The sequence below is a fragment of the Paraburkholderia graminis C4D1M genome, from assembly GCF_000172415.1.
GTDB lineage: Bacteria > Pseudomonadota > Gammaproteobacteria > Burkholderiales > Burkholderiaceae > Paraburkholderia > Paraburkholderia graminis.
In genome coordinates this window covers 67,640-81,268 of sequence record NZ_ABLD01000016.1, presented here as the reverse complement: position 1 = coordinate 81,268, position 13,629 = coordinate 67,640, and the positions used below count along the sequence as shown (strand labels likewise).

Genomic DNA, 13,629 nt, shown 5'->3' with positions numbered 1-13,629 from the left:
CGCGGCGCCGTCGAACTCCGGCAAATCGCGCAGCCCACGGCAGATCGCGGCCTCACTCGTCACTCCTTGCTGATTCAACCCACGCCGGGCAATCCCGGCTTTGCCGGCCGCTGGCCGATCCGAGTCAAGACAACATGATGCTCACTACCAAGCTGCGAATCCAGGCCCGCGATGGCCGCCAAACCCGCGTCCCAAGCCCCCGGCTCACCGCGTTCGCCGGCCTGCTGCTGTTCGCGTGCAGTGCTCATGCGCAGCAGCCCGCCGACATCGCCGGCAGCTTCGCGCAACTCGGCCACGGCCGTCTCGCGAGCCGCAGCATATCGCTGGCCGAACTCGGCATGCGCGATCCGCTCGTGCTGCGCGCGCCGGACGCCCGCCAGGAACTCTATCTGCCGGTGCCGGCCGGCGTGCCGCTCACGGACGCAAGCCTGCAGATCGACGGCGGCTATCTGCACGGCAACGGCGGCCGCGTCACGATGCTGGTTTCGCTCGACGGCTCGCCCGTGCTGTCGCGCAGTCCCACGCAGGAACAGGGCGACGGCTCGGCGACGCTCGGCGTGGACGGCGCCGCGCGGCCGAGCGGCTTCGTGCGCGTCGGTCTCGACTGGTCGTCGGTGATCAACGACAACGTCTGCACGGATCAAACCGCGATCGGCAACGTATGGCGCGTTGCGCCGACCTCGCGCCTGACCTATCGCTACGATCCCGACGCGATCGTCGATCTGCGCGGCGCATGGAGCGCGTTGCCGCACAAGCCGGTCGTGATGCTCGGCGCGCGCAGCGTCGCCGCGCCCGCGTTCGACGCGGGCTGGCGCGTCGAGGCGCTGCTGCAGCGCGAAGGCCGCGCGCCCCTCACGCGCGCGTGGCCCGCTGCCGGCGATACGGTGGATCTGAGCGGCATCGACGTGCCTGCGCCGTTGCGCGCGATTCCCGCTTTCGCCGCGCTCGCCGCGGGCGGCTCGCATAAGCTCGCGAATGCTGCCGAAGCCGGCGCGTTGATCGCTGTCGCGCCTGGCGCTGCGTTCGCGCCCGACGTGATCGTCGTCGACGACACGCTGCGTGCGAGCTTGAAGACTTCACTCGACGCGTTGCGCGAACAGGTGGCGGGCGCATCGCCGGCCGCGGCCGATGCGTTCGACGCCTGGCGCGCACGCGCCATCGATCCGGTCGCGAAGCCGCTTGCGGCCGGCGAAGTGCGCGTCGCGCACGTGGGCGGCCAGGCGGCGATCGTGGTGGGCGATAACGACGGCGTCGCGGTGCTCGCGCATACGTGGCGTTCCATCGACGTCGCGAGCCGCCTCGTGGTTCATCAGATCGACAACGCGCCGGATGCGCGCGGCGAGCAGATCGCGCTGTCGCTGCTCGGCGGCGAGCCCCGCACGCTCGACGTGCAGGGGCGCGCAAGCTGGGACGCGAGCTTCGATCTCGGCGCGGCCTCGCGTGACGGCAAGCTGCCGGACGCCGTCGTGCTCGACGTGAGCGCGGCGCCGACCGTCGACAATTCCGCGCAGACCGCTTCGGTCTATTTCAACGACGTGCTGATCGGCTCGCAACTGCTCAACGCCAACGGCAAGCCGCAGCGCATCACCGCGCACGTGCCGCGTTTCGCGCTCGCGCCGCGCAACCAGTTGCGGGTCGAATTTCAGCGCCCGCCGGAGGGCGGTTGCCGTGCACGCGATCCGGGCCATCCGATCGCGGTTCTCGCGAGCAGCCACTTGCGCCTCGCCGACGCCACGCTCAGCGACGACTTCACCGGCATGGTGGCGCGCTTTGCATCGCAGGCCGAAGTAATCGTGCCCGCCGCTTATCTCGGCGACGCCACCGGCGCGCTGCCGCGCGTCGCGCGTCTTGCCAACGCGAACGGCATTGCGCCGACGCGTGCAACTTTCAGCGTGGCCCGCGACGGCGAGGCGGTCAAGCCGCAAGGCGCGTTTCTCGCCGCGGATGTCGCGCTCGCCGATGAAAAGAGCCTCGCGCGTCTGGCCAAAGACCGCCTGTCGTTCACCGATTCGTCGGGCAAGATGCTCGCGGATCTGTCGGGTCTGAACCGCGTCGGCGTGATCGAGGTGGTGAGTTCGGGCAGCGTGCAAGGCGTGTCCTACCGGAGCGTCGGCGACGCGCCGGCCGTGCTGCCGGCTTCGCTGCAACTGTCGCGCGGCGACGTGGCGATTGTCGACGGCAGCGGCACGCTGCGCCAGTTCGATGCGCGTCATCCGGGGCAGGTGGTCGACGCGAGCGACATCGAAGGTCCGTGGTTCATGCGAGGCTGGGTGCGCTGGGGCTTGCCCGCCGCGCTGATCGGCTTGTTGATCTTGCTTGTGCTGATCGCCAACGGCGCGCGCCGCAGAAGCCGCGACAACTCGCGGAACAAGCCGTGAGCATCGCGCTAATCAAATGGTATGCGGGCTACGCGGTCGCTCACTACTACCACGGCCTGGAATACTTCGCGGCGCTGGTGGCATTCCTGATCGTGCTCTCGAGCATCGACGATCTCTTCATCGATCTCTGGTACTGGAGCCGCATGCTCTATCGCCGCGTGACGGTGGAGCGCACCTATAAGCCGCTGACCGCCGCGCAACTCTACCAGCGCGAAGAGCAGCCGCTCGCGATCATGGTGCCCGCGTGGCACGAGTATGACGTGGTCGCGGCGATGATCGAAGATCTCGTGCGCGTGATGGACTACCGCAACTATGTCGTGTTCGTGGGCACGTATCAGAACGATCCGCAGACCATCGCCGAAGTCGAGCGCATGCGCCGCCGCTACAAGCAGTTGCGCCGCGTGGAAGTGCCGCATGACGGGCCGACGTGCAAGGCCGATTGCCTGAACTGGGTGATTCAGGCGATCTTCGCTTACGAGCAGGAAGCGGACATCGAATTCGCGGGCGTCGTGTTGCACGATAGCGAAGACGTGCTGCATCCGGTCGAGCTGCGCTTTTTCAATTACCTGTTGCCGCGCAAGGACATGATCCAGTTGCCGGTCGCATCGCTCGAACGCAACTGGTTCGAGCTTGTGGCCGGCACTTATATGGATGAATTCGCCGAGTGGCACGCCAAAGACCTCGTGGTGCGCGAGAGCCTGGTGGGCTCGGTGCCGTCGGCCGGCGTGGGCACCTGCTTTTCGCGGCGCGCGCTGCTTTCGCTGATCGCCGAGACCGACAACCAGCCCTTCAACACCGAGAGTCTCACCGAAGACTACGACGTCGGCGCGCGTCTCGCGAAGATGGGCATGCAATCCATCTTCGCGCGCTTTCCCGTGCAGTTCGCGACACGCCGCAAGGCATGGTTCGGCTTCGGCCGCGAACGCGACATCACGGTGACGATGCCTTTATGCGTGCGCGAGTTTTTCCCCGATACGTTCGGTACCGCTTATCGGCAACGCGCGCGCTGGACGCTCGGCATCGGCTTGCAAGGGTGGAAGCAGACCGGCTGGAGCGGTTCGCTCGCGAATCGCTATCTGCTGTTTCGCGACCGCAAGGGAATCGTCACCGCGTTCGTCGGCATGATCGCGTATGGGCTCGTGATCCAGTTCCTGCTGTTCGCGGGCGCCGATCTGCTCGGCCTGATGCCCGGCCTGATCGCCTCGCCGTTCGCCGACTCGCCGTGGCTGCGCGCGTTGCTGTGGGCCAACGCGGTGGCGCTCGTGTTGCGCGTCGTGCAGCGCATCTACTTCGTCACGCGTCTGTATGGCTGGGAGCACGGCGTGCTGGCGGTGCCGCGCATGGTGGTCGGCAACTTCATCAATTTCATGGCCGTTGCGCGGGCGTGGAAGATGTTCATCGTGCATCTCGTGACGGGCAAGCGGCTCGCATGGGACAAGACCATGCACGATTTTCCGTCGGCGGATGGTTTTAACAATCGCCGTCAACGTCTTGGCGAGCTGCTGCTGTCGTGGCAGGCGATCGATCCCGACCGGCTCGAGCAGGCGCTCGGCGAGAGTCATGCGCGCGAGGCGCCGCTTGGCCGCGTGCTGATGGCGAAGGGCTGGCTCGACGAGGAGACGCTTGCCGAGGCGATCGCGTTTCAGACGGATCTGCCGCGCGGTCGACTGAACCCCGTCCAGCTTCACGACGATGCCGCGTGTCTGCCGCTCGAGACGATCGTGCGGCATCGCGTGCTGCCGCAGATCGACGCGGCACAGGGACGCACGAAGCTGCTGAGCGCGAGTCCGCTCGCCGACGATGTGCTCGCCGAACTCGGCGCGCTGATCGCTGGGCCGATGGTTCAGGAAATCGTTCGCGAGGGCGAGGTTGCGGCGGGTTTGCGCCTGCTGCGCGGCGTCGATGTGGCCGCTTTGGCAGACGTGGACGCGGGCGCGACGCCCGTGCGCAGCGTGCCGTTGATCGGCGATCTGCTGATCGAACATGGGCACGTGCGCCGCGAGGCTTTCGAAGCCGCGATGCAGCACTATCGTCCGGACCGCCACGGCCGTATCGGCGACTATATGGTGGCGCGCGAGGTGATCTCGCTTGCCGCACTCGACAACGTCATCCAGGAACAGCGCCGCCTGCAGGCCGCGTTGGCGGCAACACAATGATCGACTCGATTTTTATGCGGCGCGCAGACGCGCTGTGCGTGGACGCGGCTGCTGTTTCGCTGCGTTTTCGGGGACTTTTTGCGGCAACGCGCGATGTGCGCGAGCGTCGGCTCAGCGCATGCGCGACGCCATTCGTGTTGCACGCGATTGCTGCGGTGGTGCTTGTCGGTGCATCAGGCGCGGCGTCGAATGCGTATGCGCAGAGCGGAGCCGCTTCGGCACCGAACGCGCAAAGCGCGCAGAACGCACCGAACGCGCTGCCGCTAAGCGGCGCCGCCTATCGTGTCGCGCAGGAAGCCTATGCCGCTTACGCTCGCGGCGATTATGCGGGCGCCGTCGCGCGAACTCGCGAGGCCATTCGCCAGCGGCCCGATCTCGTTTCGCTGCGCGTATTGCTGGCCAATTCGCTCGCCGCGCAGCGTCGTTATGGCGAAGCGAGCCGCTCGCTCGGCGACGCGATCGCGCAACTCGGCGCCGACCCCGCGTTGACCTCGCGGCGCAAGCAGATCGACGCTTTGAGTGTGTCGACCCGCGCCGTCGCACGCGGCAGCCGTCAGCAGGCGGGCGATCCGAATGCGCTGAGCGGCGCGGCGCTGAACGCCGCTCAGCATGCGTACAAGGCGTATGCGTCGAAGGACTTCGCGGCCACGGTCAAGTATGCCAACGACGCGCTCGCGCTGCGTCCCGATCTGCTGCGTCTGCACTTGCTGCTGATCGACGCGTCCAGCGCGGCCGGCGACGATGCGAATGCGTGGGCCGCCTACCTCGATGCGATGAAGCGTTTCGGCGATAACGACGAGTTGCGCTTGCGTCGTGGCTTTATCGGCAGCAGGCTCGCGCCGAAGTCCGCGGCCGCCTCGTATGAAGCGCGCCGGCAGCACGATGACGCACGCGCCGCGTTGCTCGCACGCGATGCGGTGTCGTATGCGCCGGATCGCGTCGGCTACCGGATGCAGTTGATCGACGCGCTCTTTGCCGCGAACGATCTGCCGGCTGTCGAGGCCGCCGCAAGCGCTGCAATCACCGATTTTCCGGCCGATGGCGCGTCGCTCATGCCGCTCACGTTGCGCGGCTACGCACTCGCCGCGCAAGGCCGCGCGTCCGATGCCGACGCGGACTTCGCTCGCGCGTTGAGGGTGAACCAGGCAAGCGAGCGAGACCAGCGTGTGGCGCGCACGATCATCGCCGATGTATGGATCGCCGCCGCCGAGCCGCAACGCGCGCTCGATCTGCTCGCGCCGTTGCCGACGAAAAGCGACGATACGGATGCCGCGATCGCGCTGCGTCGCGCGCGGGCGCGAGCTTCGTTGAGCCATCCGGTCGCGAGTTCGCTTGATCCGCTGCGGCGGCCGATCATCGAATGTCTGCTCGATGAATACGGCTCCAGTTGCTATGTCTATGCTGCCGATCCGGGCTTTGCCGCGGCGCGCGCAGCGCAGAAGGCATCGGCGGCGAACGATAAAGCCGGCGCGTTGCGCGATGCCCGCGACGCAGTGCAAGCCGCGCCGGACGATCCGCAGCATCGCGTGCGATTGATCAACGCGCTGGCCGCCACGGGCGACAAGGGCGATGCGCGCGAAGCAAACGACCAAGCCCGTTACATGGTGAACGCGGGCATGCTCGACGCGCTGCCCGACATGACGGCTGCCTACGTCGCGCAACGCGCGGGCAATGGGCGCGTTGCGTACGAGCGCTTTACGATGGCCGACAAGGCCGGCGCATTGCCGCCAGGCGCGACCGCGGATGCCGGCTATGCCGCGATGCACGCGCATCGCAACCGCGAGGCCGCGCGGTACTTCGAGCGGGCCGTCGACGCGAGCGCGGCGCCGTCGCCGGACACGGAAAGCGTCGCGACGCCGACGCCCACGCTAACGTCCACTTCGACGCCCGCCCAACTGAACGACATACGCAGCGCACACGCGGACGTCACGCGCAACTGGGGCTTTAACGCGTCGCTCAATTATCGCGGCGCGGGCATGCAGCCCGGTTATGCATCGTCGCCGACGCCGGGTACGTCGAACAACTGGCAAGGCGGTGTCGAAGCGTACTGGCGGCCGTTCGGCAGTCTCGGCGAGCGGATGTTCGAAGTCTATGCGCGCGGCTATGAAAGCTTCGGCGTGAAGAACGGCGGCGCGAGCGGCGTCGATACGTTGCAGGCGACGGTCGGCGCGCGCGCCAAACCGTTCACGCAGATCGACGCGATCGTCGCGTTCGAGCGCATCATTCCGATCGGCTCGCGCGTGAATCCGGACTGGCTCGCGCGGCTCGCATATTCGGGCGGCTTCGGCACCGAGCGTCGCGTGGATGTACCTGCCTGGTGGACTACGCGCATTTACGCGGAAACGGGCGCGTATCTGAACGCCGGCTCCGTGTATGCAACCACCAACGTGCAAGTGGGCCGCACGTTCCGGATGGACAGCTATAGTCCGAAGTGGACCGTGTTCCCGTATCTGGTGGTGGGGGCCGACTACGATTCGAGCGTCGATCACAGCATTCCGCTCGGCGCGGGGGTCGGCATCTCGACGCGCTACTGGTTCCGCGACAGTCAGTACGACGCGCCGCGCTCGTATGTCGATCTATCGGTGCAGTACCGGCTGAAAATTTCCGGCGACGATCGCGCTCGCGGCGTGTTCTTTGGCGCTGTGTTCGCGTATTGAGCCAGCGCAGTTCCGTTCCAGTGTCATGGAGTTGCATGTCGAAGGCTGACGACAAACACGCATCGGATTCACGCGAGGGCAGTGCGCGGGCCGCGGGTCCGCGCTCGCCGCGCCGTCGCACGCTGCTCGCCGCGGGTGCGTTGACGGCGGTGTTCGGCGGCTGTGCAACGAACCGTCCCGGCGGTGCGGACAGCCTCGCGCAAGGGGTGGTGTGGCAGCCGGACTCGGATCATCTCGATCCGCGTGGAGACTGGCAGCGTCTTGGCGTAAGCGAGTTGCTCGTGCAGTGGACGGCGGTGGACGGCACCGCTTATCTGTCAGGCGTGGACGCGTCGGATGGCCTGAAAGCCGCCCGCCGTTTGCCCGACTGGACACGCATTGCCGACGAGCCGTGGGCGCGCAATGTGATCGTCGGTCTTGCGGGCCGCTTCGACGAAACGTCCGCGCGCGCGCAAGCGGCGCAACTGATCGAGCAATCGCGCAGGCTGCTCGCGGCGCGGCCGCCGGTTCGCGTCGCGGGCTATTACTTTCCGGTGGAAGTCGATCCGACGTGGGAAGGCGCGAGGGCGCTCGGGCCTTTGCTCGACCGGCTGCCGCGGCCTTTGTGGATCAGCGTCTACGACAATTCGAACCGCGGCGGCGAAGCGCTTGCCGCGTGGCTCGACGGCTGGCTGCCGCACGACGTCGGCGTATTTTTCCAGGACGGTTGCGGCGTCTATACGCGCGGCCCGGCCGCCGCGCGCGCTTATGCGGACGCGCTGGCGGCGCGGCTCGGCGAGCGCCGCGTGAGGATCATCGCCGAGGCGTTTCGTCCCGGCACGGGCGGCGAGTTTCGGCCGGCGAGCGCGGCGGAACTCGCGCCGCAACTGTTTGCGTATCGCGGCCATCGGGTCTATCTGTTCGACGGTCCGCATTATGTGTCCGCTCAGCTTGTGCAAGAGTTGCTGGCTGTCGAGCGTCCGCGGAGTTAACGGCGCTGGTGCGCGTTGCGCCAGGCTGTGACCGCTTGGACGCGATGGCTTCACGCAACTGATTCAACGCACCTGATTCAACGGAACTGCGTCACCGCCAGCAACAAAATCATGCTGCCGATCGCGCCGTCCAGCACGCGCCACGCAGTCGCGCGGCGAAACAGCGGCGCGAGCGCACGCGCGCCCCAGCCCAGCCCGATGAACCACACACAGCTCACCGCCATCGCGCCGACCGCGAACGCCACGCGTGCGCCGTCCGGTTCGCGCGCGCCCGCGGTGCCGATCAGCAGGAACGTGTCGAGATACACGTGCGGATTGAGCCATGTAAAGGCGAGCGTCATCAGCACGATCGGCAGCGCGCGTTGCGCGGGCGGCGCGCCGTCGCCGGTGCCGGCGTCCATGACCGCATGCCCGGGCCGCACCGCGCGGCGCAGCGCGTTAATGCCGAACCACACGAGATAGGCGAGCCCGACATACAGCATGACGTGCACGAAGACCGGATAGCGCTCGACGAGCACTGACGCGCCGCCGACGCCCGCGCTAATCAGAATGCAGTCCGACAGCGCGCACACCGCGACGATCTTGCCGACATGCGAGCGCATGATGCCTTGTCGCAGCACGAAGGCGTTCTGTGCGCCGATGGTCACGATCAGCGACGCGCATAACGCCGCGCCATGAGAAAAAGACAGCCAGTTCATAGTCGATCCAGTAGACGGGAGAAGCGAATGTGGCTAGTCTGCGGATTCCGACCGGATAAGAGAAGCTAATTTAGCTAACGTCGATTAAGGAACGCTAATGCTCGACTATGCGCTGCTCGATGCGCTCGCCGCCGTGGTGCGGCACGGTTCGTTCGACCGCGCGGCGAGCGAGTTGAACGTCACGCCCTCGGCGGTCTCGCAGCGCGTCAAGCTGCTCGAGGAGCGGGTGGGGAGTGTGCTGGTGAAGCGCGGCCAGCCGTGCGTCGCGACGACCTCCGGCGCGTTGCTGTGCCGTCATACCGAGCGCGTGCAATTGCTCGAAGCCGAACTGACCGGCCGCGTGCCCGCGTTGCCGGGCGGTCTCGTCGAAGCATGGCCGACGCTGCGCGTCGCGGTCAACGACGACAGCGTCGGCACCTGGTTCATCGATGCGGTCGCGCCGTTTTGCGCCGAGCGCCAAATGCTGCTCGACCTCGTGATCGACGATCAGGATCACACCGCGCAGCGCATCCGCGACGGCAGCGTGCAGGGCGCGGTGACCACTCAGGCGGAGCCGGTGCAAGGCTGCCGTTCCACGCGTCTTGGGCGCATGTGTTATCTCGCGGTCTGCTCGCCCGCGCTTTTCGCGCGTCATTTCGCGGACGGCGTCACGCGCGACAGTCTGCGCCGCGCGCCGTGCGTGGATTTCAATCCGAAGGACCAGTTGCAAAAGCGCTTCATGCGCCGTATCACGCGGGCGGAAGTGGACCCGCCGTTGCACTGGATTCCGCACGTCGCGGGATTTTTGCGTGCCTGCGTGACCGGGCTCGGCTGGGGCATGTGTCCCGAGCGCATGATCGCCGCGCATCTCGCGAGCGGCGAACTTGTGGAGATGGCGCCCGGCAAGCATATCGACGTCGATCTTTATTGGCAGAGCTGGCGTCTGTCGATTGGCTGGCTCGACGATTTCAGCGCCGTGTTGCGCAAGCGCGCCGCTGAGTTTCTCGATTAGAGGCGCAGGCCGCGTTACAGCAGCAACTCGATCGAGTGAAAAAGCCGGCGCTGCTCGGGATCTTGCGAGCGCGCGCCTTCGTCGATGACTTCACGCAGGCAGCCCAGGAAACAGGTCGCCGCCGGACTTTCCGGCGCACCGCGGCGCGCGGTGATGCTGACCATCGTTTCGTCGACCGTTTCGCGCAGCGGCAGCGCCCACAGATTCTCTTTCGCGAGCGTCACTTCGACGAGCGGCCACGGAAAGATGCTCAGCATGTCGGTATGCGCGAGGAGCCCCAGCACGACCGCGAGCGAATGCGCGAGATGGATCGTGTGCGGCACGCGCATGCCGCGCTTGCGGAACAGGTTATCGGAGATCGACTCGCGGCTCGCCGGGTCCCAGTTCAGCACCCATTCGGCGTCCTCGAGTTCGAGCAGGCTGCGGCAACCGGCTTTCGGATGATCGCGCCGCGCGACCACCGCCGAATGCGTCGAGAACAGCGGCGTGTTGTGAAATTCCGATACCGGCGACGCAGGCGGCGGACGGCCGATCGAGAAATCGAGGCTGCCGTCGCGCAGCCGTGGTTGCACGACCGCGAGCAAGCCTTCGAAGAACTCAAGTTGCACTTCAGGCATGCGTTGGCGGAAGCGCTGCACGGCGGGCGGCAGGAACGTCAACGCGACCCACGGCGTGACGCCGATCGACAGCTTGCCGGCGGCCGCGCCGCGCATCGCCTCGATTTCCGCCTCCGCCCGCTGCAATTGCCCGAGCACGACGCGCGCGTGTACGACGAGCGCGCGGCCGAACTCGGTGAAGGCGACGCCGCTCGCGCTGCGCACGACGAGCGGCGCGTGCAGATCCGCTTCCAGTTCGCGCATCGCCTTGGTCACCGCGGCCGGCGACAGTCCGAGTGAACGCGCGGCCGCCCGGATACTTCCGGTATCCGCGATTGCCGCCAAGGTGCTGAGCTGATGGAGTTTCATCTAAGAGACGTCGAGTGAGGTGGCAACCGGAAGTTGCCGCCGCAACGATTCTACGCCTGCCTGTCAAAAAAGCGCGTCGCTATGCTGGGTTCACGCATTGATAAAGGAGACGCACCGTGAACACCATGGCCATTCCAGCGGGCATTGCCGAACTCGAAGACGAGATGATCGCGCTGCGGCATCGCATCCACGCGCAGCCGGAGCTTGCGTACGAGGAATTTGCGACCGGCGATCTCATCGCCGAACGCTTGCAGGAGTGGGGCTACACCGTGCATCGCGGACTGGGACAGACCGGCGTTGTCGGCCAGTTGAAAGTCGGCAACGGGACGCGCCGGCTCGGTCTGCGCGCCGACATGGACGCGCTGCCTATCCACGAAACGACGGGTCTGCCGTACGCGAGCAAGGTGCCGGGCAAGATGCACGCATGCGGTCACGACGGCCACACGGCCATGCTGCTCGCCGCCGCGAAGCATCTGGCGCGCGAGAAGTGCTTCGACGGCACGTTGAATCTGATTTTTCAGCCGGCCGAAGAGGGCCTCGCCGGCGCACGCAAAATGCTCGAAGACGGTCTCTTTGAGAAATTTCCCTGCGACGGCGTCTTCGCGATGCACAACATGCCGGGCTTTCCGACCGGAAAGTTCGGATTCCTGCCGGGTTCGTTCATGGCTTCATCGGATACGGTGATCATTACCGTGACCGGGCGCGGCGGGCACGGCGCGATGCCGCACAAGGCGGTCGATCCGGTCGTCGTGTGCGCGCAGATCGTGCTGGCGTTGCAGTCCATCGTGTCGCGCAACATCGCGCCGCTCGATATGGCGATCATCACCGTCGGCGCGATTCACGCCGGCGACGCGCCGAACGTGATCCCCGAAACCGCCGAGATGCGCCTGTCGGTGCGTGCGCTCAGGCCCGAGGTCCGCGACCATCTGCAGGAGCGGATCACGGCGGTGGCCTGCGGACAGGCGGCCGTCTACGGCGCGCGGGCGCGGGTCGACTATCAGCGCCGCTATCCGGTGCTCGTCAACGATACGGAAATGACGCATCTCGCGCGCCAGGTCGCGCTCGACTGGCTGGGCGAAGAAGGATTGATCGACGGCATGCAGCCGCTCACCGGCAGCGAGGACTTCGCGTTCCTGCTCGAGCGCTGTGCGGGCAGCTATCTGATCATCGGCAATGGCGACGGCGAGGGCGGTTGCATGGTCCATAACCCCGGCTACGACTTCAACGACGCGTGCCTTGCGACGGGCGCGGCTTATTGGGTTCGGCTTGCGCAGACGTTCCTCGCCTGACGCGCTGAGGCGCTGAGGCGCTGAGGCGCTGAGGCGCTGAGGCCAGCTTGCCGCGCATCGGCATCGACGTAAAGAAATCATGGAGACACGGATGGACTATTCAGCCGCACAGCACCCCGCCGCGCACGACGCGTCCAGCGACGAACCTGCCCACGACACGCAGCGCGCGAGCCGCGCGAAGGCAATCGCCGCGATCACGCTCGGCAACGGGCTCGAGTTTTTCGACTTCACGATTTACAGCTTCTTCGCGACGATCATCGGCAAGCTGTATTTTCCGGTCGAAGGACAGCTCGCGCAGTTGATGCTCGCGGTGGGCACGTTCGGCGTGGGCTTCATCATGCGTCCGGTGGGCGGCGTCGTGCTGGGCGCTTACGCGGACCGCGCCGGCCGCAAGGCGGCGATGAGCCTCACGCTGTGGCTGATGACGCTCGGCTCGGCGATCATCGCGTTCGCGCCGACCTATGCCGCGATCGGCGTGGCCGCGCCCGTGCTCGTGATCGTCGCGCGTCTGGTTCAGGGCTTTGCGTTGGGCGGTGAGGTCGGCGCCTCGACGTCGCTGCTGATGGAGTACGGCAGCGATAAAACGCGCGGCTTCTACGGAAGCTGGCAGTTCGTGAGCCAGGGCATGAACACGGTCTGCGGTTCGCTGCTGGGCGTTGCGCTCGCCGCCGCGCTGTCGACCGCGGCGCTCGAAAGCTGGGGCTGGCGCGTGCCGTTCGTGATCGGCATGGCGATGGGGCCGATCGGCATCTATATCCGGCGTCATCTGAACGAGACGCTGCCCGGCGTCGAAGACGGCAACGCGCCCGTGAACGCTGACGCGGCCACGCAGCCGGTGCGCAAGCTGTTTCGCGACCATTCGCGCGCGATCGCCGCGGGCGTCGTCACGACGATCGGCGGGACCGCGGCGAATTACATCGTGCTGTTCTATCTGTCCACCTACGCGATCCGCATCCTGCATTTGCCGATGTCGTCGGCGCTGTGGGCCGCATGGACCGCCGCGGCGGTGACGGTGGTGTGCTCGCCGTTCGCGGGCGCGTTGTCGGACCGCGTCGGACGCAAACCCGTTCTGTTGGTCTCGCGCGTGTTGCTGATTGCAGCCGTCTATCCGGCGTTCATCGCGATCAACGCGTCGCCGACGGTGCCGGTGCTGCTCGCCGTGGTCGCCGCGTTGGCCGTGCTGGTCGCGTTCACGGCGGTGCCGAATATCGTGATGCTGCCGGAGCTGTTTCCACGCGAAATCCGCGCGACGGGGATGTCGATTGTCTATTGTCTCGGCGTGTCGATTTTCGGCGGATTCGCGCAGTTTTTCGCGACGTGGCTGATTCAGCTTTCCGGCAGCAACCTTGCGCCCGCGTGGTATCTGATCGGCTGCGGACTGGTGTCGTTGGTGCCGCTGCCGTTCATGCGCGAAACGGCGGGGCGGGCGATAGATTGATGTACAGCGTGAGGTCTGCGGCGCATCGCGCGCCGCAGACCGGGTGGTTTTCTTCAGCCGCGTTCAGCCGCGTTCGTTCGCGGCTT

Annotated in this window: 9 protein-coding genes; 7 read left to right on the top strand and 2 right to left on the bottom strand. The window is 66.7% G+C overall.

Going from position 1 to position 13,629, the window contains the following annotated elements:
- The first annotated feature begins 134 nt into the window (after positions 1-134).
- Genes BGRAMDRAFT_RS22540 through BGRAMDRAFT_RS22525 form a run of 4 tightly spaced genes read left to right on the top strand, consistent with a single transcriptional unit; the run spans position 135 to position 8,162 of the window.
- Complete coding sequence (locus BGRAMDRAFT_RS22540) at positions 135-2,378, top strand: cellulose biosynthesis cyclic di-GMP-binding regulatory protein BcsB (protein WP_006051147.1); 2,244 nt, start codon at positions 135-137, stop codon at positions 2,376-2,378.
- Positions 2,375-4,534, top strand: a complete 2,160-nt coding sequence (locus BGRAMDRAFT_RS22535) for a glycosyl transferase family protein (RefSeq protein WP_006051146.1) — start codon at positions 2,375-2,377, stop codon at positions 4,532-4,534. Before BGRAMDRAFT_RS22540 ends, BGRAMDRAFT_RS22535 begins: the two co-directional genes overlap by 4 nt.
- Complete coding sequence (locus BGRAMDRAFT_RS22530) at positions 4,531-7,191, top strand: NfrA family protein (protein WP_006051145.1); 2,661 nt, start codon at positions 4,531-4,533, stop codon at positions 7,189-7,191. Before BGRAMDRAFT_RS22535 ends, BGRAMDRAFT_RS22530 begins: the two co-directional genes overlap by 4 nt.
- Before the next feature lie 35 nt (positions 7,192-7,226).
- Positions 7,227-8,162: an alpha-amylase family protein gene (locus tag BGRAMDRAFT_RS22525; protein WP_006051144.1), complete on the top strand. Its 936-nt coding sequence runs from the start codon at positions 7,227-7,229 to the stop codon at positions 8,160-8,162.
- A gap of 77 nt (positions 8,163-8,239) precedes the next feature.
- On the opposite strand, the gene BGRAMDRAFT_RS22520 is transcribed toward BGRAMDRAFT_RS22525, so the two are convergent.
- The gene (locus BGRAMDRAFT_RS22520) at positions 8,240-8,860 is read right to left on the bottom strand and encodes a LysE/ArgO family amino acid transporter (RefSeq protein ID WP_006051143.1); all 621 of its coding nucleotides are present in this window, start codon (positions 8,858-8,860) and stop codon (positions 8,240-8,242) included.
- 97 nt (positions 8,861-8,957) lie between these two features.
- Here BGRAMDRAFT_RS22520 and BGRAMDRAFT_RS22515 point away from each other — a divergent pair, with 97 nt between their 5' ends.
- A complete protein-coding gene (locus tag BGRAMDRAFT_RS22515) occupies positions 8,958-9,851 on the top strand; it encodes a LysR family transcriptional regulator ArgP (RefSeq protein ID WP_006051142.1) in 894 nt (297 codons plus the stop codon).
- A gap of 14 nt (positions 9,852-9,865) precedes the next feature.
- Here the strand turns inward: BGRAMDRAFT_RS22515 and BGRAMDRAFT_RS22510 are convergent, their stop codons facing one another.
- Complete coding sequence (locus BGRAMDRAFT_RS22510; RefSeq protein WP_006051141.1) at positions 9,866-10,816, bottom strand: LysR family transcriptional regulator; 951 nt, start codon at positions 10,814-10,816, stop codon at positions 9,866-9,868.
- 116 nt (positions 10,817-10,932) lie between these two features.
- On the opposite strand from BGRAMDRAFT_RS22510, the gene BGRAMDRAFT_RS22505 reads away from it, so the two are divergent.
- Both BGRAMDRAFT_RS22505 and BGRAMDRAFT_RS22500 read left to right on the top strand, forming a co-directional pair.
- Positions 10,933-12,105, top strand: a complete 1,173-nt coding sequence (locus BGRAMDRAFT_RS22505) for a M20 aminoacylase family protein (protein WP_006051140.1) — start codon at positions 10,933-10,935, stop codon at positions 12,103-12,105.
- A gap of 79 nt (positions 12,106-12,184) precedes the next feature.
- Positions 12,185-13,543: an MFS transporter gene (locus BGRAMDRAFT_RS22500; protein WP_409372862.1), complete on the top strand. Its 1,359-nt coding sequence runs from the start codon at positions 12,185-12,187 to the stop codon at positions 13,541-13,543.
- Positions 13,544-13,629: the final 86 nt, after the last annotated feature.

What these genes read in the sequence shown, in the direction of transcription:
- BGRAMDRAFT_RS22540 (WP_006051147.1), top strand. Translation starts at nt 135, where the DNA reads ATGATGCTCACTACCAAGCTGCGAATCCAGGCCCGCGATGGCCGCCAA.
- BGRAMDRAFT_RS22530 (WP_006051145.1), top strand. Translation starts at nt 4,531, where the DNA reads ATGATCGACTCGATTTTTATGCGGCGCGCAGACGCGCTGTGCGTGGAC.
- BGRAMDRAFT_RS22525 (WP_006051144.1), top strand. Translation starts at nt 7,227, where the DNA reads ATGTCGAAGGCTGACGACAAACACGCATCGGATTCACGCGAGGGCAGT.
- BGRAMDRAFT_RS22520 (WP_006051143.1), bottom strand. Translation starts at nt 8,860, where the DNA reads ATGAACTGGCTGTCTTTTTCTCATGGCGCGGCGTTATGCGCGTCGCTG.
- BGRAMDRAFT_RS22515 (WP_006051142.1), top strand. Translation starts at nt 8,958, where the DNA reads ATGCTCGACTATGCGCTGCTCGATGCGCTCGCCGCCGTGGTGCGGCAC.
- BGRAMDRAFT_RS22510 (WP_006051141.1), bottom strand. Translation starts at nt 10,816, where the DNA reads ATGAAACTCCATCAGCTCAGCACCTTGGCGGCAATCGCGGATACCGGA.
- BGRAMDRAFT_RS22500 (WP_409372862.1), top strand. Translation starts at nt 12,185, where the DNA reads ATGGAGACACGGATGGACTATTCAGCCGCACAGCACCCCGCCGCGCAC.